The organism is Hyalangium sp. (assembly GCF_035629615.1).
Lineage (GTDB): Bacteria > Myxococcota > Myxococcia > Myxococcales > Myxococcaceae > Hyalangium.
Window position 1 is genome coordinate 1 of the sequence record NZ_DASPHO010000439.1, and the last position, 20,975, is coordinate 20,975.

A 20,975-nucleotide genomic window follows, 5' to 3' on the forward strand; every position below is an offset into this window, starting at 1 on the left:
GGCCCGGGCGCCACCGGCCTCGAACGAGGACTGGCCGTTCAGGAGGTTCTGCGTCGGCTTGTCCACCTGCCCCTGCGCCTGGGTGTCCACTCGCGGCTGGCGGGTCTCGGCGTTCGGGCGCTGCGCAGCGGCAGGCTCACGGCGGACCGGCGGGGGAGGACGGGGGGTGGTGGCGCGCGTGGAAGAGGTCGTAGTCATGGGGAAAGTCTCTTATGTAGGAGCACCGCGGGCCGGCGCTGTTTCTTACATTGTCGTAGGACGGGGTAGGGAGTTGCCTCCCCATGCTGATTTTTTAAGAAAAAGGATCAGCAGGGCTAACCGACCAGGTCCTTGAGCCCCTTCAAGACGCGCTGCGCCAAACCGCCAGGCCCGGTGGCCGTGGGCCGGTGGACGGACACGGCGAGCTGGCCGAAGCCCTTGCCTCGCTTCTCGTCGTACATGTTGCGGATGCAGACGGCGAAGTGCTGGCGGCCCGGGCCTCCGCTGCTGTCCAGCGTCAGGCCGGTGGCGGCCAGGGGGACGCGGAGCTCGCTCTGGCCCTTGAGGTCCAGGGAGAAGCGCTTCACCTGCCCGCCTCCATGCACCCAGGAGAGCGCATCCGGCAGGAAGACGTGGACGAGATCCCCGGCCTGGTAGCCGCTCTCCAAGGTGATGACCAGCTCCACCGAGTCGCCCGGAGCCAGGGTGTCGGCCGCGCGGCCGTTGCGCAGCAGGGCCACCTTGGCCTTCACGCCCTCGTCCATCGCCGTGTAGTCCTCTTCCACCAGGCGGTTGACTTGCACCTGGACATGGCCCTCCACGGCCTCCACCTGGCGGAGGCCCGTGCGGGAGACGGCCTCGGCGAGCGTCGTCTCCTGCCCGTCCACGCGCATCCTCCCCTGGGGCCCCACCACCACCCGGGCGTTGCGCAGGGCCGCCAGCAGGGTGATGGCGGCCACCGAGTCCAGCGTGGAGTAGAGGTTGCCGTTCTCCTGGATGGCTCCCAGCACGGTGTTGGCCAGGTTCAGCCCGTGGGGCAGGTGCTCTCCCCCGGCTTCGATCAGGGCCGCCGCCCCGAAGGCCGTCTCGGCGCGGATCATCGCCGGCGTGCGGTGGTACGTCTCCGAGGACATCGCCGGCAGCTCGAACTTGAGGATGGCCTTGAGCTGCTTCTCCCACGGCTCGATGCGCTCCCGGATGAAGGCCGCCATGCGCTCGCGGTCCTGGACGAACTTCGAGAAGCGGCCATAGGCCTCCCGCGCCGACTTGGGCGACGCGGGGGAGGGATCGATGCCATGGGCCTTGGCCGCATCCCGCGCCATCTCCAGGCAGCGGTCCACGGACTTCTCCAGCTCCTTGTCCATGGGGAAGGCCTTCACCATGTCCATCTGCAGCAGGTTGAGGGTGGCTCCGGGGGAGTACGTGAAGACCTGGGGTGGATACTCCGGCCAGCCCTTGAAGCCCTTCCCGGGCAGATACATGGACTCCTCGCGGGCGATGCAGGCCCGCATGTGAGCCGCCGCCGAGCGCTTCGTGTCATCGTCCTTGGCCGTCAGCCACGCAGCCGTGGCCGCCAGCAGCACGGCGCTCGTCTGCTCACAGCAGGCGTGCGCGTAGGAGCGCAGGCCCCCGACCATCCGATCAAAAGTCTGATCCAGGGAGGGCAGGACCTTGAGGGCCAGGCCTCCCGGCTCCTGATCCAGGTCCACGCGCTCACCGGGCGCCAGCATCCGGAGCGCCTGCTGCAGCCAGATCAGCTTCCCGGGCTCCTCCACCTTGCCCTCGGCGCGATCCACGAGCGTCTCTCCGCGGACCTCGGCCTGGTAGCGGCCGGCCTGGGCGGGGAAGCGCACCACCTGGCCGGGTGCGGTGAGGGTCAGCTGCTCGCCGCTCTCATTGGTGCAGAACAGCTGCACGGGCTTGCCCTCTCGCCGGACGGTGACCGTGGCCTCGCCCGAGGCCACCCGGACGTGCAGCACGCCCTCGGCGTGGTCTCCCGCGGCCACGAAGCGGGGCAGCACCAGCTCGCCGAAGACCTCCTTCGTCACCAGGAGCTCCGCGCTGGCCACCGCCCAGTCCTCGCGCGTCACCGAGAAGACCTCCACGGCCAGGGAGCCCATCCCATCTCCCAGCTTCACCGGGACCGTCGCCTTGCCTGCTCCGTCCAGCCGCACCACCCGTGCCAGCATCACGTCCGGGAAGGAGCTCCGGACCGGTCCCTCCGCCGGTTTCTGCTCCTGCTCTTTCGCCGGGGCCGCCTCTCGGGTGCGGAGGGACGCGCGATCCACCTGCATCGAGGCCATCGGCGCGCTGGGCATCCTCATCGGGCTTGGGACAGCCCTGGGCATCGGAATCCCTGCCGCCGCTCCCATCGGCATGGCCATCCCCGGTGCCGGCATGGGTGGGAGGGGCCGCGGGAGCAGGTGATCCAGCGTCCGCTGGTAGGAACTGTTGGTGACGCTCTTCAGTCCATGCTCGAGCTGCCGGCGCAAAGACGCCGCGGTCGCGGACTGGGGCGTGTCAGCCACCTGCAGCCGCTGGTCCTTGACGAGCACGAAGGCGCTGGCACCCGGGGAGCCCTGAAGCACCACCTCCACCTCTTCACCGGGGCCCGCGACCTTGGGGACCTTCACCTGCACCTGCTTCCCAGGAAGGACGATGGCGGCCCTCCCTTCCCAGGACTGGCCCAGGTAAGAGAGGCCCGCGAGCACCAGCGACCAGGTGCCGGCCCCGGGGAGGTCCAGCGTCGTGCCTGCATCGGTGGGTCCGCCGGACAGCTCCTGGAAGGAGCCCCGGTGCACATCCACCACCACCACGCGCCAGGCCTCGACGTCGGCCCGGAAGCGCACCCGGGCCTTTCCGGCCTCCTCGATCAGCTGGAGGGGGGTGCTCTTGTTCTCGCCGCCGGAGCCGATCCACAGCCCTCGCCGCTCGGTTGCATCCTGGAAGGGAACCAGTCGGGCCACCGTCCGAGTGCCCCACGCGGAGAGCTCCACCTCCTCGCGCTCCTCCTGGCGCGAGCCGGGGAGGGGCAGGGTGGCCGTCTTCAGCGCATCGCGGGTGGCCTGCACCTGCAGCGCGAAGGGGCCCGCTCCGGAGAGCGCGACCGAGCCCTCGAGCCGCCCCGCGGCATCGGCCTCCAGCGTCAAGGCGGCCTTGTGGGCGGGCGGGTTGCTGCCCAGGTCCACCAGCGTCACCTTCACCGAGCCGACCAGCGGAGCCCCATAGGTCTCCAGCAGCGCGGAGAAGTGCAGCGTCTCCGAGCCCCGGCTGCCCTCGATGCGCACCTGATCCAGCCGGCCCGTCAGCGGCGCGAGCTTGTAGGCCGCGACGGTGAAGGAAGCCTTCGAGGCTCCCAGCTCCACAGAGTAGGAGCCGGCCACAGGGTCTCTCAGCTCGAACAGGCCTAGGCCGTTCTCATCCAGGTCCACCTGGACTTTCGTCAGCTCCGCCCCGTTGAGCTGGATCCGCAGCGACACCGCGCCGCTGGCCCGGGGCGCGTACACCACCGCCCGCACCGTGTCGTCGCCTTCGCGGTACAGCATCTTGTCGGTGATGACCGCCACGAGCTCGGGGAAGCCGAAGCCCTCCGGCTGGATCTTCACCGGGTTGTCCGCCTGGCCGAGGGTGCCTGGGCTGCCCAGGAAGATTACCTGCTGCGCTGGCGCCGCCGACTTACCCACGTGGAAGGCAAACGCCTGGCCCACCACCCAGTCGGCGAACCCGTCGCGGCGGGTATTGGAGTCAAAGGACAGGGTACAGAAGGAGTGGCGCAAGGAGGCAGGCATCGGAGGCTCCGGGAGAAGTCCCGAGAATACACAAGGAGCCTGCCTGCCGGTGGGGGACGGGTCACAAACCGGGGCACCTTCGCCTGCCCTGGCGACGAAGTCACCCTGCGCTGGGACGGACACGCAGCCCAACCGCTGCATGGCCTTCACGGGAACCACGCTGATCGATGACACGGAGGCGCGGCTCATTGAGCACCAGGATCACCTCTTTGACTGGCTGGACAACACCCAGCGGAGGGTCCGGTGGCGCGTCTACCATGACGGGCCGCCCTTCTTCCTGCTGTTCGGGAGGTTCAAGGAGCTGGTGGGGATGAAGTACCGCCCCATCAGCGAGCTCGCGCACGACATCCAACACGAGCCCGCGGACCAGGCACCGGAGGTCCTCTTCATCGAGCCGCGCTACTTCGACTACTTCTGGTCGGACGCGCCGCCCAACTGCAACCATCCGCTCGGACGCGTCTGCGATGGGGAGAGCTTCCTGCACCGGGTGTACACGGCGCTCACGAGCAACCCGGAGAAGTGGGCGCGGACGCTCTTCATCCTCACCTACGACGAGCACGGCGGCTTCTTCGATCATGTGCCGCCGCTGCCCATCGACAACCTCGTGCCTCCGCGGGCGAAGTATTCGGAGCGGTTCACGACGACCGGGCCGCGGGTTCCTGGGCTGCTCATCTCCCCCTGGGTGAAGCCGGGGAGCGTCTTCCACGGCCACCTCGACCACACGTCGATCCTGCAGCTGCTCGCGGAGAAGTTCGGGTCAGGCCCGGAGGGCTACTCGGCCTCGGTCACGCATCGGCGGAACCAGGAACAGGGCATCCGGAGCGTGTCCGAAGCGCTCGCCGACGCGCCGGCCCTCCGGCCCATTCCCACCTGCGCGCTACGGGCGTGTCCTCCCATGTCCTCGATGAAGCGACAGCCCAAGGCTCCCAACGAGCGCGCCTTCCAGCAGGCAGCCCTGGAGCTCCTGAACCACGAGGGGCTCATCGCGACAGGGTCGAAGTACCCTGACCTGATCGGGGCGCCTCTCACGCCCGCTCCCTGACGGGGAAGGTCGGCCACCTTCTTCCATGCGAGGGAAGCGCTGACTCCAGCGGCGCTGTCCTGCTCCCGCACGACGACCTCGAGCATGTTTCCGTCAGCACCCTCCTGCTTTGAGGGACGCGCCTCGGCTCGATGGAGACGGTCAGCCCAGCAGGCTGGGCTCGTGCGCGTGGAGCCATGGGATGTCCTCACGGCCCGAGCCGCGGTGCAGATCGAACAGCAGGATGCGCGGCTCCGGGTAGCTCTCCAGGTAGAACTTCACCTTCAGGTGCCACTCGTGCGCGGTGACGTTGCGCAGCGAGGCCACCACCACGTTGCGCTGAGAGAAGTGGTGGCTCACCTGAGCGCTGTACACGCCGCGCTCGCCCAGCGTCACCATGCGCGTGAGACGCCGGTACACCGCCTCCGCCATCCAGCTGAAGGGCTGGTAGGAGACTGGAGACGCCACCACGTGGGGAATGGAGGGGCGCGCCGCATGCGCTGGATCCGACGAGTACAGCGTCGAGTACCCAGGCGTGTGGATGTCTCCCGCAAGCACCACCACGCTCAGCGGCCGCTGACCCGGAGGCGGGTTCTGCAGGCCGAAGAGGAAGCCCAGCAGCTGATCCGCCTGACGCTGGTTCGGCTCGGCGCCCCAGCTGTCGTTCAGGTCATCCCGCAGATCGCCGATGTTCTTGTGGAAGCTGCTCGCCATGCTCCGCAGGCCCGCGTAGCGGATGGAGCCCATCCACGAGACGGCCTGGAGCACGTAGGGCCAGCCGCTCCGCATCAGCGCCTCCAGACCATGGTGCCCGTGGGAGAACACGACGCTGCTGCAGAAGAAGAGCACGTCCAGGTTCTCGCGCTCCGAGGCCACCCACCGCTCCACCGCGGCGAGCTGGGCCTCCGTCCAGATGCGCCCCTGGCGCACGTTGCGGTGGCTGCGCAGATCCGGCAGCACGAAGCCCGCACGCCCCACGCGGAAGCACGTGTCGAAGCCCTCCTGGAACCCCGGCGACAGCGGCGGTGGGTTGCGCGAGGCCTGCATGTGCTGGAAGGCCGTTCGCGCCGACATGAACAGCCCCTTCCACGACGCCTTGATGACATCCGACTGCTCGCCCTCGAAGGAGTCCTCCCGCGAGCCCCAGCCATCCGTGATGTCGTGGTCGTCCCACATCAGGTAGGCCGGCAGCTGGCAGAGCACGCGGCGGTAGCGCGGATCGCTCCAGTACTTGCGATAGATGCCCAGGTACAGCTTCACGCGCTTGAGGGGATCTTCCTCCCGGAGCGCCTTGCGCTCGACATCGTCCGCGTAGATCTGATCCCCGATGAGCAGGGCAAACCGGACGTTCTTGTTGTGCGCGATGATGTCCGGCATCTGCGCCCAGACGGCGAAGCCGTTCGCACGGTCGCGGACCGCTGTCTCCGGGTTGTGGCAGCTCATCACCAGGAAATCGAGCTGCTGATCGAAGCCGCCGCGGGGCAGGGTACGGAAGCACGTGTCCTCGGGCGTCAGGCCCTGGAGGTCGAGCGGCGCGAGCCCCGACTCATCCCACGACAGCTTGTAGACGTAGTGGGTGTCCGGCTCCAGCCCCGAGACGGTGATCACGCCCACGCCACAGTCCGCCTCGGAGACGACGAGCTGCAGCCGCTGCACGGCCAGGGTGTTGGGACGGCCCGGGTGGATCGTAACGTGGATCGTGCGTCGCTCGCCGGGGCTCAGGTCCGCCACGTGCAGCCAGATGCGGGTCTCGGTCTCGGTGGTATGGCCGATGAATGGACCCAACAGCCGACAGTTCCGGTCGAAGTGGAAGGCCATGGGAAGCGGGAGACTAGCCCGCCTCCCTCCTATTCCTGAATGCTGATGATGACGGGAACCCGCGCCGCGGAGTCGTCCGGGTCTCCCAGCGCGACCTGGACCTGCTGGAACTTCGAGTTGTCGAAGACGCGCGTGTGGATCTCCTCCAGCGCCGCCAGGGTGCACCAGCGGGGCTTGGGGATCGCCTTCTGGGCCTTCTTGATGATGCGCTTGGAGTCCACGCGCTGGCTCGGGCCCGTGGCGACGAAGAGCTGGCCAATCCGGTAGCGCTGCCCAAGGCGCACCGCGAGCTGGGCCCGGGGAGAGGGGGCACCCGCGCCCATGTCCTCCTGGGACGTCACGTGGGCCTTGAGCCATCCGAGCTGGTAGAGCCGCTGATCCAGCACCTCCGCCAGCCCCTGATGGCACCGGGCGCGGTTCTCTCCTTGGGCCACGGGCGCCGGCAGGCCCGCGAGCACGCACTCACGGAGCTCGACGCGCATCTCCTCGAGCCCGGCGACATCCATGGGAGAGAGCAGGGGCGCCTCCGGGGGCCAGCAGCTCGCGAGGCGATCGAGCTCGTTGCTCGACCGGACGCCTCGGCAGGACTGGGAGACGTCCTCCACCGGAGCCCCCGCGTCGTCGAGGCTCTGCCACCAGGCCTGCTCGGGCTTGGGAGAGCTGGCACAGGATGCCAGAAAGAGGCTGACGGAGAGCAGCAGCAGGGTGCGGGTCATGCGTGGGGGCTCGTCCTGTTCATCGGAAGTGGGGCCGGCAGAAGCAGACGGTGCAGCGCCTCTGGCTGTCATAGGAGCAGTCCTGGCCGTTGATGCAGATGGCGTCGCGCCGCGGGCATTGCTCCATGTGTCTTGCCTGCTCCGGTCTTCGCACCTTCACCTTGCGCGGCTTCTGGGGCTTCTCCCAGACATCGATGATCACGGGGACGATCTTGTTCCGGAAGTCAGGCTCACCCGCGTAGACCCGCACCGAGTGGAACTTCTTCATCTGGAAGACGCGCGCGTGGATGTCCGCCAGGGCGCCCGAGGTGTACCAAGAGCCCTCGGGTGCGGCCGCGCGCGCCTTCACGAGGATCCGCTCGGAATCCACGCGCGCGTCCCCTTCGCTCCGCTCCACCCGAAGCACGCCCAGCTGGTAGCGGCTCCGGAGCTGGACGGAGAGCCAGGCCTCGGAGGAGCGGGAGTCACCCATCGCGGGGGAGACCGCCGCCTCCAGCCAGCCCAGCTGGCGCAGCCGTCCCTGGAGCACCTGCGCCGCGCCCTGCGTGCAGGCGGTGCTGTCTCCGCCGCCCATCTCCACCGGCAGGCTCGTGAGCACGCACTCACGCAGCGGCTCGGGCAACGACTCGAGCCCGGCCACGGGAGGACGCGGTGTCTTCTCCGTGGGAACGCAGGTCTCCGAGAAGGAGGTGGCACCCACGAGGCGAGTCCCATCGCACACGAGGCCCGAGGGCTCGGAGTCCAGGAAGGCCTCCAGCGCACCCTCGTCCTCATCGGACGAGGCGCCCTGGGGGGTGGCGCAGGCGCACAGCAGCGAGCAGGTGAGGACGGAGAGGAAGGAGCGCACCACGAGGAGGTGTCTCATCGAAACCCCTGATTCAAGACCGCCCTCGCCGGAGGGTGGAAGATGGATCAGGCCCGGCCGCCGAGCCGAGTATACCTGTTTCCTTCCCCCTCTACCGCGGCGGTTACTCGGTCACGCCGGAGCCAGGGCTCTCACCCGGCTCGGGGTTCTCGGTGCGCCGGGTGCGCCGGCCCCCGCTGCCCACCAGGACGTCCACCCACATGTTGCTGATGCCGAAGTTGCGGTCCGTCGTGGCGAAGTGGTGCGCCATGTGGTGCGAGCGCAGCGCCTTGCCCCACGCCGTGCGGGGCGTGCGGTGGTGCGTGGACCAGTGGATGAAGTCGTAGGCCAGGTAGCCCCAGACGATGCCCAGGAAGTACGGGATCGTCGCCACCGGCTGGCCCACCAGCCACAGCAGTCCGCCGATGATGAGGGCCAGCGGGATGCTCGCGCCCAGCGGCATCACCAGGCGCTGTGCATCATCCGGGTACTTGTGGTGGTAGCCGTGGGTGATGTCATGCAACCGCCGGGTGAACGGGCTGTTGCCCTCCCAGTGGAAGAAGTAGCGGTGGAGGCTGTACTCCATGCCGATCCACGTCAGCAGGCCCAGCGGCACGAAGAGTGCGCTGTACCCCAGCGTCGTCTTCCCCCCGTAGAGCGACCAGGCGAAGAAGCCCAGCGTCAGCGGGATGTAGAAGAGGAACGGCGTCGAAGGGTGGATCCTCGAGCACGCCTCGAGAAAGTCGTTCTCGAACATGCGGCCGGATTGATGGCGGAGGTAGGGACGGCTCATAGCGCACGACCTCTTTAGCAGGGAACTGGCGGGACGCTGCTAGTCCTTTGTCCAGGGGAAGTGTCTCTTCACGTACCCGTGGCACTCGGGGAAATGGTTCGTCCAGAGGGGGAGCTCTCCTGTCCCTTCCTCGCCGCCCAGGCCGCGTTGAAGTCCGCGAGCCCACCCAGCTGCCGGTCATTCAGCGTGGCCTGCCAGCGCGCCTGACGGAGCGCGCGGTAGGCCTCCGTCACCGCTGCGCCTTGCGCCACCATCACCGCCAGCCCCATCAGCGGCCCTCGCCCCACGCCGTGCTCGCAGTGCGCATAGAGCCGGCCTCCGGCCTTCAGCCGCGGCACGGCCCACTCCACGCCCTTCATCAGCTGCTCCACGGAGGGAGGGTACCGGTCCGTCACCGGCAGGTGCAGCAGTTCGAGCCCCAGCGCCGCCAGCGCCGCCGCGTCGTCACAGCGCTCGGCGCGCAGATCGATAACCGCGGTGATGCCCAGCGCCGCCAGCGCCGCGTACTGCGAGCGCACCACCGAGCCGCCCACCCACAGCCACTCGTTCACCTGGGAGACGTTCATTCCGCGCCCCGGCAGCTTCGTCGTCCACTCCACCACGCGCGCCACCGAGCGCAGCACCTGCTTTCGCACCCACCCGCGCAGGCCCGGAACATGGTGCACCTCGCGCAGCAGCGAGACGCTCATGGCACACCCCGGGACATGGCGGGCATACCCCTCACCTCACCCCTCATCCAGCGTGACTTCCATCAGGCCCTTCACATCCGGCTGCCCCGGGCGCTGCAGCACCGCCCGCATGAGGTACGTCACAGGCGAGCCCACCACCGGCCTCACCAGGCTGCCCAGCAACCCGAGATCCTGCACTGGCGCGTTGCGCAGCAGCAGCGAGGTGGAGCGCAGCAAGAGCGTGCCTCCCGCGCCGTTCAGGTCCGCCTCCCAGCCGGCCTTCTTGGAGTCCCCTTCCTGGCGGCGCAGCGAGAAGCGCTCCAGCCCCTGCGGCTCTCCCCCGGCGGGCCAGAGGTAGGCGGGGCTGAAGCCCCCATCGAAGCCCTCGCGCGCCAGCAGCAGCAGGTTGGGAGTGTCCCGGAGCGCCCGGAAGCGCACCCAGCTGCGCGCCAGCTTCGCCGGGGCCACGGTGGAGTGCGAGTGGTCCCCATAGCCCTTGCCGGACAGCTCCAGCAGCGCATTGGACTTGGGCATCCGCAGGCTCACCTTCGCCGCGCTGAAGGGCAGCAGCACCTCGTGGCGGTAGCGCGCGTTGCCGACGATCACCTCCGAGCCTGGCGGCGACTTGGGAGCGGGCGCATCGCTGAAGGTGATGTTCAGCAGCCCGTTGTCCAGCGGCAGGGAGATGAAGGTGCCCGAGCCCGCGTGCAGCGTGCAGGGCCCCATCTTGAGTGTGGAGGTGGCCGCGTCGTAGCCCCACTCGTCCGAGTCCACCTTCACCTGCGGCGCCCACGTCTTCTGGCCCGGGCGCACCACCGTGGCCCGGCAGATGCCGTGGCGCGAGCCCGGCCCCAGGTTGGTGATGGAGAACTGGGTGAAGACGAAGGTGCCGTCCTCCAGGTCCACCATGAAGGTGAAGCTCTCCCCGTAGTTGTCATTCGAGGAGGGCAACGGCTCCAGCGCCGCGCTCGCCCCCGCCAGCGAGGGCAGGGTGAGCACGGCCAGCAGCGTCAGCAGTGACAGTCTCTCATGCTGCATGAGGCCGCTCCAGGAGGGCCTCCGGCGGGTCATTGAAGACGTAGTCCCGCTGGAGGGGGAGGTTCCACGCGAAGTACACCGCCCCGCGAGCCAACCACCATCCCAGCGTGTACGCCAATTGCGGGTGCAGGGTGAGCAGCGCCACGCCCCCTGCGTTGAGCAGCGCGCTGGTGGCGCTCACCAGCGTGTAGCGAGCCATCTGCGGCGCCACCGCGCCCTGGCTGCGGAAGGTGATGAGCCGGTTCATGGAGTAGTTCACCACTCCCCCCAGCACGCACCCCAGCGCCGTGGCGGCGACGGGCGAGAAGCTCAGCTTCTCCACCATGCCCAGCACCGACACGAAGTCCACGCCCGTGGCGACGGCTCCCGCCACCGCGTTGAAGCCCAGAATGGCCAGCCCCGAGCGCTTCCGGTTCGGGGGAGGAGGCGGCGCCAGCGCATTCACGAGCGCCCGGAACCGCGAGAGCGCCGTCACGTTGCTCAGGACGGCCACGAAGACGATGCCCACCACCGCCAGCCAGTGCATGGGGTGCTTCTGCTCGGGGAACCAGATGGCCTCGAAGATGGGCGAGAGCGCCACGCCCACGCCCAGGAAGAGCACCCGCTCCAGCCGCTGCATGGCCCCGCCGCGGATGTTGATGCCCAGGCCCTCGCCGCGGGCGCGCACGTACGGCACCAGCGAGGTGCCCAGGAAGGCCACCAGCACCGGCAGCAGCACCCAGTTGTCCCGGTAGTACCAGGCCAGGCCCATGAGCATGGCCGAGTCCACGTACCGGTCCAGCACCGAGTCCAGCGCCGCGCCGGCCGGGTTGGCCTCCTTGCGGATGCGGGCGATGCGCCCGTCCATCACGTCCAGGATGCCGGCCGCCAGGAAGAGCCAGCCGCCCAGCGTGAAGCGCCCGGCCGCCACCGCCACGCCCGAGGACACGCCCAAGAGCCCCGACAGCATGGAGAGCGCGTTGGCCGGCAGCCCCGAGCGGTAGAGCACCTTCCACAGCGGCTGGATGACCCAGAAGAAGTAGTGCCGCAGGAACATGCCCACCAGCACCGTGCTGCCACGGTTCAGCGTCTCCTCGTCCTGAGGCACGCCCTTGATGGCGCAGCGCACCAGGAACAGCAGCAGCCCGAGGATGAAGTAGGCGCACGCCAGCAGTGCTGGAGCCAGCGCCGTCCAGATGCGGGCGGATGGGGAGAGATCTCCCACGATCCAGGCCATGAGGGTGTCAAGCACGACTGTCTCCTTCGGGCATGAGGGGGACGGGTGCGGCGGCCAGAGATTCACGCCGGGCAACGGCGTACTCCACGACCGCACAAGCAACCAGGGCAGCCACCAGGCCCGCCACGACGTCCAAGATGTAATGGTGCTGCAGATAGATCGCAGAGAAAGCGACCAGCGCCGCGAAGCCCGCGGTGCCCACGCGCCAGGCCCAGCCCATCCGCCACGCCTGCCATGTCACCAGGACAGGGTAGGCGACATGCAGCGAGGGCATGGCGCCGAAGACGTTGGGGTTGCGAGCGTAGAAGTTGGCGAAGTAGCGGATGCCCAGCAGCGCGTCGAAGCGCGAGGTGCCGGCGGGGCTCGGTGCGGCCGTGAGGTCCGCGGGACCGGGGCCATACTGCATCACGTACCAGGGCGGCGCCGCGGGGTAGACGACGTAGGTCACCACCCCCATGGCGTTCATCAGCAGGAAGGCCCAGCACATGATCTCGAAGCGAGGGCTCTTGCGGAAGAAGAACAGCAGCGCCAGGGCGAACACCTCGTAGAGGTAGGCCGCGTAGGAGAAGCCGCAGAAGAAGTCGAGCACCGCGTGGGTGCGTGTCTCGAACCAGGCCGGCCAGGTGGTGCCACCCGGGGCGGGGAAGAGCATGCGCTCCAGCTCCCAGAGATCCCCGGTGTGGATCTGCCCGCGCAGGCCCAGCCACAGCCACTGGTTGTCCAGCAGCATGCCGCAGAGCCAGATGGGGAAGCCGCCCCGCAAAAAGCGCCGCGGCGCGGGGCCGGCCCAGGCCAGCCCCACGAGCAGCAGGTCCGCCGCGGCGTGCTCCCACCGCAGCTTCCCCATCACGGTGACGAAGAGCAGGTGGCTCACCCCCGCAAGGGTGATGAGCCACGAGAACCCCTTCGACCCGGTCTTATCGGGCGAGAGGGAGGTCATCCCCGTAGTAGTCGAGGCCGAGGTGGGTGATGGGCTCTTCGCCGGCGACGGCGCGCAGCGTGTTCTTCAGCTTGGTGGTCTGGATGAACAGATCGTGCTCGGGCTGCAGGCCCTCCTGCGCCATGGGGCTCTTGAAGTAGAAGGACATCCACTCCTGGATGCCCTTCCACTCCAGCCGCTTGGCCAGGTCCAGGAACAGGGCGATGTCCAGCACCAGCGGCGCGGCCAGGATGGAGTCCCGGCACAGGAAGTTGATCTTCAGCTGCATGGGGTAGCCCAGCCAGCCGAAGATATCGATGTTGTCCCAGCCCTCCTTCGCGTCGCCGCGCGGCGGGTAGTAGTGGATGGAGACCTTGTGGGTCACCTTCCCGTACAGGTCCGGGTACAGCTCGGGCTGGAGGATGGTGTCCAGCACGCCCGCCTTCGTCACTTCCTTGGCCTTGAAGGCCTGCGGATCATCCAGCACCTCGCCGTCGCGGTTGCCCAGGATGTTGGTGGAGAACCAACCCTGCAGGCCCAGCAGGCGCGCCTTCAGCGCCGGGGCGATGACCGTCTTCATCATCGTCTGGCCGCTCTTCAAGTCCCTGCCCGCCACCGGCACGCCCTCCTTGCGCGCCAGCTCCTGCAGCGCGGGGGTGTCCACCGAGGTGTTCGGCGTGGCGTTGGCGAAGGGCACGCCCTCCTTCAGCGCCGCGTACGCGTACAGCAGCGTGGGGTTGATGGACGCGTCATTCGCGTCCAGCGCCTTCTCCAGCGCCGCCAGCGAGTGCGTGGCCACCGGGGAGCCCGTGTACGTCTCCACCGAGGCGGTGACGATCATCACCGCGCGCTTGGCGCCCAGCTCCTTCTTGAAGTCGCGGATGTCCTGGCGCAGCGCCTCGATGCTGGCGCGGTGCGTCTGGGTGTCCTTGATGTGGTTGGCGGCGATGCGGCGCACGAACTCGGGGTTGTGCACGCCCTTCTTCGGGACGATCTTCTCCAGCGCGGGCCGCACCAGCGCCTGGTGCTCCTTGCTCAGCACGTCCGAGCGCTCGGCCACCTGCGCCGCGTTCTCGCTGATGATGTCCCAGGCGCCAAAGACGACGTCATTGAGGTTCGCTATGGGAACGAGATCCTGGATCCGCACGGTGCGCCCCTCGGTGCGCTTGCCGAGGCGGGCGGTGCCCATCTGGGTGAGAGAACCCACCGGTAGGCCCTTGCCCTGCTTCACCAGCTCGACACCGGCGATCAGCGTGGTGGAGACTGCACCGAGCCCCGGCAGCAACACCGCGAGCTTCCCCTCGGGCTTGGAGACAGCCCTTGCCTTCGTAGTCATGTGTAGGCTTCCTTCGAGATGCAGGCCCCGGCCCGGCGCTGTCCCCTCACGGGGAAACTCTCGGATGCGGATGGTTGATACTCTAAAGCGTTTTGAAGTTCAACGCCGCTCCGTTACCACGATTTCGCGGAATTGCCGCCAGGGCGGCTGCCGATGAAGAAGCCAGCACGCTTGCTCCCTTGAGTAAAACCGAGGTGTCGAAAAGGACGCACCCACCGGGCGGGCTGCGCCGGGTGGGTGCGGGAAGGTAGGGCCCCTGGATGGGGGCCTCAGTGCACCGAGAGGCCCGCGTCCGTGCCCACCTGAACCTTCTCGTTCTCCCCAGGCGTGTACACCTCACCCGTGAGCGCGGCCTTCACGAAGCCGAGCAGCTGCACCATGCGGCCGTTGGGCGTGTCCCAGTACTCGGCCTTCTCTACCTTGACGCACAGCAGCGCTAGCTCGGGATCCTCCAGGCCGTTGGGGAACCAGGCCTTGAGGGTGGGGTTCCACAGCTCACGGGCCTTCTCCTTGTCGAGCACCAGGCGGCAGCGGCCGCTGACGGAGACGTAGCAGTCCTTGGAGGGCTCGGCGTAGGAGAGGTTCACGTGGTGGTCATGCTCCACCTCGTCCACCTTGGCCGAGTGCTCGCGGGTGAAGAACCACAGCTCTCCATCGAAGTCCCGGTTGTGCGTCCACATGGGGCGGCTGCGCAGGCTGCCGTCCGCTTCGATCGTCGTCATCATCGCCACCTTGATGCCCTGGATGAGCTCTCCCAGGTGGATGATGGGATCCTTGCGTGCCTCGTCCGTCTTCTCCGCCTTCTTCTTGGCCATGCAGTGCCTCCCGCGGTGAGGGTATGCAGCGGTGCGCGGGGAGGACACCTGGCGGGTGGAGGGCGCTCTCCCGGGCGTCTGCCGGGCGGGCGAGCACTCAGAGGCTCAGGTGCTTCACCATCTTGGCCCGTGTCTTCTCGTCCGGCAGGCGGCCGAAGCCGGCCTTGAGGTTGTCGTCGAGGTGCTTGGGGTTGCTGGTAGCGGGGATGGGGCAGGTGACGGCGGGGTGCCCGAGGATGAACTTGAGGAAGAACTGGGCCCAGCTGGCGCAGTCGAATTCAGCGGCCCACCCGGGCAGCGGCTTGCCGCGGACTTTCTGGAAGAGCCCGCCCTGCTCGAAGGGGCTCATCACCAGCACAGCCACGCCCTGATCCGCACAGGCGGGCAGCAGCCGCGTGTCCGCCTCCCGCTGGACGATGGAGTAGGGCAGCTGCACGAAGTCGATCGCCTCTTGGCGGATGAGCTTCTCCAGCGTCTCGAAGGAGGAGGGCTGGTAGTGCGTGACGCCGATGTAGCGGATGCGCCCGGACTCCTGCCACTCGCGCAGGGTGGCCAGGTGGGTTTTTACGTCCACCAGGTTGTGCACCTGCATCAGGTCCATGCGCCCGCGGCCCATGCGCTGGATGGAGGTGCGCATCTGCTGCTCGCCTTCGGCGCGGCCCATGGTCCAGACTTTTGAGGCGAGGAAGGGCGTGCGGGCCTGGCCGAGCTCTTCCAGCAGATCGCCCACCACCAGCTCCGCGCGATCATACATGGGCGAGGAGTCGATGACGCGGCCGCCCCGCTCGAGGAAGCGCTTGAGCACGTCGCGCAGCGGGGCCCGCTCCTTCGCGTCTTTGCCCACGTTGAACGTCTGCCACGTGCCGAGACCGATGACGGGGAGCTGCTCGCCCGTGCGAGGGATGGGGCGGGTGAGCATGGTGCGTTTCTCAGCGGGTGCGGGGGTCTGGGCGGGGGCTCTCTGTGCAGGGCCCTGTGAAGGGCCGGCGCCCAGCAGGAGCGTGCTCCCGAGCCCCGCGGCGAGGACTTCCCGGCGAGAGAGCCTCGAGCGCTCTGAGGCGTCGTCCGTGCTTCCGCGCTGGATCCGTCCGTCGTGGTTGCGCTCGTCATCCATGGGCGACAGCGTACCTTCTCTGGCCGACGAACTCCCCCCCCAGACTGCTTCAAGGGTTCGCTCGAAACATTAGATTCCGAGTAGCCTGGACTAGGCCCTCGCCCTCTCGTGGAATCCACCATGCCGCCTCGCCCTCCACACGAACGACACGTGCCCTCCTCCGCCATCTCCAGCTTCATCGAGCCTGAGCGAGTCGAGGCGCTGCTGGCTCCATGGCTCCCGGATGCACAGGACCGCGCCTTCGTGGTGCGCTGCATGCTCGGGGAGGGCCCCGCCCATCACCGTGGGGCGAACTACGTGCTGCTCACCCTGCTGGGACGCGTGCTCGAGCACCTGCCCCCCCTGGACTCCGTGCCTGCTCCCATGGGCGAGCCGATCGAGGTGCCCATGAGGCTGCCACCCCACCTGGCCAAGGCTTCCGAGCCGAAGAGCTACCCCTTGAGGCTGCCCTCGCAGCCGCTCGAGCAGCTCGCGCCGCGAGGCTCTCGCCCGTTCGAGGCCATGGTGGACTGCCTCACGGACGGGCCCCCACAGCACGCCCTGTCAAACGTGGCCATGGTGACGCTCCTCACGGAGATCCTCTCCCGGCTCGAGCGAGGAGGGCGCACGTGACGGCGCTGCCCGAGGGGCTCGAGCAGTCCTTCACCGTGGCGGCCGGGGAGCTGGGGATGGCCTGCGCGGCGTGGCTGTTCGTCGAGAATGTCGCGCGCGAGGCGGGTGACGCCGGGGTGGGGGCGCTGCGCGATGCGCTGGGCCGCCCGTTCCCGGTGCTGGATGCAGTGGCCGCGCAGTGGCTTGCGGGGGCTCGGGCGCTCAACACCGATCCTTCGCGCCTCCTGGCCGCGGTCGAGGGCAGCGCCGGCCTGGTGGTGGTGGGGCTGGAGGCCTTCTTCCTGGATGTGCTGGTGGCCCGCCTTCCCCCTGACACCCGGTGCGCGCTCCTGTGTCACTCCCCCTTCGACGTGGACTGGGAGCGGGTGCTGTCCAACTACGGTGGGCGGGTGGAGCCCGTCAACCTGGAGAGCTTTCAGGCCTGGGCTGGGCCCCGGAGCGTGCTGCTGACGTTCGCCTATGGGGTGGGAGGCCACTCCGCCAACGTGCTGCCCGCCTGGGTGCGCGCCACGGGCGAAGACGTGCGTACGCAGTTCCGCGCACTGATGGCCTGGGACGTCCTTCCCGCCCCCATGTTCGTCTACCCCCGGTGGCTCGTCGAAGTCGACGCGGCCTCCTTCACCCACCTGTTCCAAGCATGAGCGCACCCGAGGCCCTCCTCGCTTTCATCCTCCTGGCGAGCTTGCTGCTCCAGGCGGCTCTGCCCTCGCGGCGGCTCGTGGTGGTGACGACGGGAGCGGCCCTTGCGGCGCTCGCCTCAGCGTTGCTGGGGACGGCCACCGCCCCGCAGCTGCTGGCGGACGTGCCCTGGGATGTCATCGTCATCCTCGTGAGCCTGGGCCTGCTGACGCAGCTGTTCGTCGAGTCCCGCGTGTTCGGCGTGCTCGCGGTGTGGGCCACGCGCTGGAGCCAGGCCCAGCCACGCCGGGTGCTGGTCCTGTTCGCCGTGGGCATGTACGTGGTGAGCGGGCTGGTGAACAACCTCACCGCGCTGCTGCTGGTGCTGCCCATCCTCCTCATCCTCTTCAAGCTGCTGGGTGTGCGGCAGCGCTACGTCTCGTGGACGCTGGCCCTGGTGCTCGTGGCCTGCAACCTCGGAGGCGCGGCCACGCCCATTGGAGACTTCCCCGCAATCCTCCTGCTGGGACGCGGTGCCATGAGCTTCGAGATGTACCTGGTGCGCGCGCTGCCCACCACGCTCGTAGCCCTCATTGTGCTGCTGGTGCTGGTGATGATGGGGGTGCGGCCGGAGCGGCAACTCCAGCAGCACCCCATCTCGGCCCGGCTGACGCTGGCCACCATGGGCGCGCTGTACCGCAACGTGCGGGTGGAGAAGGGCAAGCTCCTGCCGGCAGCCGGGTGGCTCGGCGTCATGCTGATAGCGTGGGTGGTGGTGCCGCTGGAGAGCGGAGTGACAGCGGATCTGGTGGCGTGGCTCGGAGCCGCGGGTGCCCTGGTCATGGTGGGCACGTTGGGGGAGCGGATCATCCGCGCCCACGTGGACGTGGAGGCGACGTTCTTCCTGCTGTCGCTCTTCGTGATGGTGGGGGCGGTAAAGCGCAGCGGGCTCTTCACCCATGTGGCGAGCTGGCTCCAGGGCCTGCCCATCCCTCCGCTGGCGCAGCTCTGCGTCTTCCTGGTAGCCGCGGGGCTGCTCACCGGCCTCTTCTCCGCCGGGCCGAGCATGGCTGCGTTGCTCGAGGTGGCCGAGCGGCTCGCAGTGCAGCACCCACCCGAGGCCGTCTACGTGGGGCTGGCGCTGTCGGTGTGCGCGGGCAGCTCGCTCTTCCTGACGGCGGCCACCGCCGGGCCGCTCGCGCAGGCCCTCACCGAGCGCGCGGATCTGCGCGACCCTGACGGAGCCGTCATCCGCTTCGGCTTCCTGGAGTTCCTCCCCGCGGGGCTGATGAGCTTCTGCGTCATCCAGTGTGTGGCCCTGGCCTGGGGCACCTGGGCCTCCTTGTAAACGCCCGGCACGACCCAAGAGAGTGGGTTGGTGCCAGGTCACCTATGCGGTAGGGTTCGCTCAGCTCCCAGCCTCTTCCGGAGGAGAAAGCTTGAGCGATGCCCTGGTGACCTTCATTGATCCTCATGTCCCCGCTCTTGGCTCAACGGTGGGCTCGTGGCTCCTGCTCGAGCGCATCGACTCGGGCAGCTACGGGGTGGTGGTGGACTTCGGCTCAGGCTGGTTTCCTGGCGCTCGCCCCCTCACGGACACCCCTGCACCTCCTGGCACCACTCCTTACCGCGCCCCGGAGCTGCTGCGCTTCATGTGGCGCTTCCGGAGGAACACCGAGGCCCGCTGGCAGGCGTGCCCCTCGGATGACATGTACGCCCTCGGGGTGACGGCCTACCGGCTGGTGACGGGCACCTCCCTTCCTTCCGTTACGGAGGACGCCGAGCCCCGCAAGCTGTTGCGCCCGCGCGAGCTCGCCACGGTGACACTGGAACTGGAGATCATCCTCCTGCGCCTGCTCTCCGAGGACAGGGTGTCTCGGGGTAGCGCGACGGAGATCGCCACGGCCATGGAGCGCTCCGCAAGGCAGGCCGGGCCTGAGGCGGACAGGCCCATTCTCCCCACGTCGGCAGTTGCCCCCACCGAGCAGGGGGCGCCGCGCTTCTCCTTGAGTTCAAGTCGCTCCCGCAGCACGCGTCCCTCGACTGTGCCCAAGCGCCGCGCCATCCGCATCACCCTCCCCGCATGGCTCTCCTCGGCCATCACCGCTGTGGTGAGCGGGCTCATCGTGGCGGTTGCCGCCGAACTGCGCAGGCCGTACCCTCCCGAGCCAGAACCCTGGATTGCGAGCCCCGAGGAGTGGCACGTTCCGCCTATCGAAACGCCTGACGCTGGCGTGGGGGAGGAGACGCTGCTGTCCGTGGAGGATTTTCCGCGCGGCAGCCTTCACGTCGTGTTCGCTGCACCTCTGCCGAAGAAGCCTGCTTCTGGGCAGCGGAAGCCCCCATGTCATCCCACAGGAGAGATAGCGGCGCTGGGGGCATGTTGGGCTGTCCTGAGTCACAAGCCTCCATGCAATGGGTTCGGCTACGAGCATGAAGACCGTTGCGTGATCGCCTCCTTTGATTCGCCTCGCCAGCCCACCTCGGAGCAGCCATGAGCCCGCCCACCCTTGAGTCAGGGGTACACACTCGATGAGCGACCAGACCGGCAGGTAGGACTCCGCTCGGCAGCCGCTGCCCCGCGCATCCGAGAGATATGTCCGCCTTCGGGACACTGCGTCCCAGCTTCGGACAGTCCCCGCCCCGCCAGCCCTCAGCCTTTCTTCCGCCCGCGGGCATATGCGGAGCTCTCCCCTGGGTTGGCGCGGAACCTGCTTGATAGTCTCCCCGGTGCCTTCTCCCCTCCACGTCTGGGCTGACGGTGGGACGGACAGGTTTGCCGGCGGAGGCCGCAGCAGCCATGGAAACATTCCTCAGAGAGACGCGGTTCGCCTGGCGCGGCCTGCGCCGCACTCCGGGCTTCACCCTGGCCGTGGTGCTCACCCTGGGGCTGGCGCTGGGGGCGAACACCGTCATCTTCAGCATGGTGCACGCGCTGGTGCTGCGCCCGCTGCCCTTCCCTCAGAGCGGAGAGCTGGTGCGGCTGTACTGCAACCAGCCCGAGCAGGGCATCGGGAGCCCCTCTCAGCCCGAGGTGGCGGCATGGGGAGAGGAGACAGAGGCCTTCCGTGGGGTGGTGGGCTTCCATTACACCTACGTCAACCGCACCGGAGGCGAGCTGCCCGAGCGGCTCCTGGCGGCGCGAGTCACCCCCAACTTTCTCTCCGTCGTGGGCGTGATGCCCGCCGCGGGCCGCTCGCTCTCGCCCGAGGATGCACACGCTGGCGCGGCCCCCACGGCGCTCATCTCGCACGGGCTGGCCACGCGGTTGTTCGCGAGCGTGGAGTCGGCGGCGGACCAGACGCTCTGGCTGGATGGCGCCGCGGTGCGCATTGCGGGGGTGCTCCCTCCGGGCTTCGCGCTGGGCGACTCCTCCCGCGAGATCGAAGTCTGGCTGCCCTTCGAGCTGAACACGTCCCTGGAGGCGCAGGGCCAGCACCACCTGAAGGTGCTCGCTCGGCTGAAGCCGGGGGTGTCGGTGGAGGCTGCGCGCCTTGCCGCCGGCCGCCGCAGCGCTCTGCTGCGCAGCGAGGAGGAGACAGGTGCGGCCGCTGAGCCGGCCCATGGCGTGCACGCGCTGTCCTGGCAGGAGGACGTGACCGGGAGCGCGCGCACGATGGTGTTCGCGCTGTGGGGTGCTGCCGCCTTCGTGCTCCTCATTGCATGCGCCAACGTCGCGA

At 68.7% G+C, this 20,975-nt stretch carries 18 protein-coding genes and 1 pseudogene; 6 read left to right on the forward strand and 13 right to left on the reverse strand.

The genetic code is table 11. The features are described 5' to 3' along the window. Positions 1–198 (reverse strand): annotated as a pseudogene (locus tag VD972_RS22410) (hypothetical protein); the annotation flags it as partial. Between the two features lie 116 nt (positions 199–314). Next, on the reverse strand, positions 315–3,767 hold the full coding sequence (locus VD972_RS22415; RefSeq protein WP_324990204.1) for an alpha-2-macroglobulin family protein: 3,453 nt from the start codon (positions 3,765–3,767) through the stop codon (positions 315–317). Positions 3,768–3,816: 49 nt separating this feature from the next. Between VD972_RS22415 and VD972_RS22420 the strand changes: the two genes are divergently transcribed. Then, complete coding sequence (locus tag VD972_RS22420) at positions 3,817–4,809, forward strand: alkaline phosphatase family protein (RefSeq protein ID WP_324990206.1); 993 nt, start codon at positions 3,817–3,819, stop codon at positions 4,807–4,809. A gap of 141 nt (positions 4,810–4,950) precedes the next feature. On the opposite strand, the gene VD972_RS22425 is transcribed toward VD972_RS22420, so the two are convergent. The 11 genes from VD972_RS22425 to VD972_RS22475 form a co-directional block, all read right to left on the reverse strand. Next, positions 4,951–6,606, reverse strand: a complete 1,656-nt coding sequence (locus VD972_RS22425; protein ID WP_324990207.1) for an alkaline phosphatase D family protein — start codon at positions 6,604–6,606, stop codon at positions 4,951–4,953. Between the two features lie 29 nt (positions 6,607–6,635). Beyond that, a complete protein-coding gene (locus tag VD972_RS22430) occupies positions 6,636–7,322 on the reverse strand; it encodes a hypothetical protein (protein ID WP_324990209.1) in 687 nt (228 codons plus the stop codon). A gap of 19 nt (positions 7,323–7,341) precedes the next feature. Beyond that, positions 7,342–8,187 (reverse strand): hypothetical protein, encoded by an 846-nt coding sequence (locus VD972_RS22435; RefSeq protein WP_324990210.1) that lies wholly within the window; start codon positions 8,185–8,187, stop codon positions 7,342–7,344. 103 nt (positions 8,188–8,290) lie between these two features. Beyond that, positions 8,291–8,959 (reverse strand): sterol desaturase family protein, encoded by a 669-nt coding sequence (locus tag VD972_RS22440; RefSeq protein WP_324990211.1) that lies wholly within the window; start codon positions 8,957–8,959, stop codon positions 8,291–8,293. Positions 8,960–9,027: 68 nt separating this feature from the next. Continuing rightward, positions 9,028–9,648 carry a protein-tyrosine phosphatase family protein gene (locus VD972_RS22445; RefSeq protein ID WP_324990213.1) on the reverse strand — a complete coding sequence of 207 codons (621 nt, stop codon included), beginning with the start codon at positions 9,646–9,648 and terminating at the stop codon, positions 9,028–9,030. A 36-nt stretch (positions 9,649–9,684) separates the two neighbouring features. Further along, complete coding sequence (locus VD972_RS22450) at positions 9,685–10,665, reverse strand: hypothetical protein (protein ID WP_324990215.1); 981 nt, start codon at positions 10,663–10,665, stop codon at positions 9,685–9,687. Beyond that, a complete protein-coding gene (locus VD972_RS22455) occupies positions 10,655–11,896 on the reverse strand; it encodes a GtrA family protein (RefSeq protein WP_324990217.1) in 1,242 nt (413 codons plus the stop codon). Before VD972_RS22455 ends, VD972_RS22450 begins: the two co-directional genes overlap by 11 nt. Then, positions 11,889–12,821, reverse strand: coding sequence for a phosphatase PAP2 family protein (locus tag VD972_RS22460; protein WP_324990219.1), 933 nt, complete (start codon positions 12,819–12,821; stop codon positions 11,889–11,891). Before VD972_RS22460 ends, VD972_RS22455 begins: the two co-directional genes overlap by 8 nt. Next, positions 12,799–14,136: an inositol-3-phosphate synthase gene (locus VD972_RS22465; RefSeq protein ID WP_324990222.1), complete on the reverse strand. Its 1,338-nt coding sequence runs from the start codon at positions 14,134–14,136 to the stop codon at positions 12,799–12,801. Before VD972_RS22465 ends, VD972_RS22460 begins: the two co-directional genes overlap by 23 nt. 269 nt (positions 14,137–14,405) lie before the next feature. After that, positions 14,406–14,951, reverse strand: coding sequence for a pyridoxamine 5'-phosphate oxidase family protein (locus VD972_RS22470; RefSeq protein ID WP_324990224.1), 546 nt, complete (start codon positions 14,949–14,951; stop codon positions 14,406–14,408). Between the two features lie 97 nt (positions 14,952–15,048). Beyond that, the gene (locus tag VD972_RS22475) at positions 15,049–16,065 is read right to left on the reverse strand and encodes an aldo/keto reductase (protein ID WP_324990226.1); all 1,017 of its coding nucleotides are present in this window, start codon (positions 16,063–16,065) and stop codon (positions 15,049–15,051) included. Positions 16,066–16,215: 150 nt separating this feature from the next. Between VD972_RS22475 and VD972_RS22480 the strand changes: the two genes are divergently transcribed. The 5 genes from VD972_RS22480 to VD972_RS22500 all read left to right on the forward strand — a co-directional run. Then, a complete protein-coding gene (locus VD972_RS22480) occupies positions 16,216–16,677 on the forward strand; it encodes a hypothetical protein (RefSeq protein ID WP_324990227.1) in 462 nt (153 codons plus the stop codon). After that, entirely contained in the window at positions 16,674–17,318 is a 645-nt protein-coding gene (locus tag VD972_RS22485) for a hypothetical protein (RefSeq protein WP_324990229.1), read from the forward strand. Before VD972_RS22480 ends, VD972_RS22485 begins: the two co-directional genes overlap by 4 nt. Beyond that, positions 17,315–18,643 (forward strand): SLC13 family permease, encoded by a 1,329-nt coding sequence (locus tag VD972_RS22490; RefSeq protein WP_324990231.1) that lies wholly within the window; start codon positions 17,315–17,317, stop codon positions 18,641–18,643. The genes VD972_RS22485 and VD972_RS22490 overlap by 4 nt, the downstream gene beginning before the upstream one ends. A 91-nt stretch (positions 18,644–18,734) precedes the next feature. Beyond that, complete coding sequence (locus VD972_RS22495) at positions 18,735–19,793, forward strand: hypothetical protein (RefSeq protein ID WP_324990232.1); 1,059 nt, start codon at positions 18,735–18,737, stop codon at positions 19,791–19,793. Between the two features lie 302 nt (positions 19,794–20,095). Next, on the forward strand, positions 20,096–20,975 hold an 880-nt coding region (locus VD972_RS22500; RefSeq protein ID WP_324990234.1), incomplete at its 3' end, for an ABC transporter permease.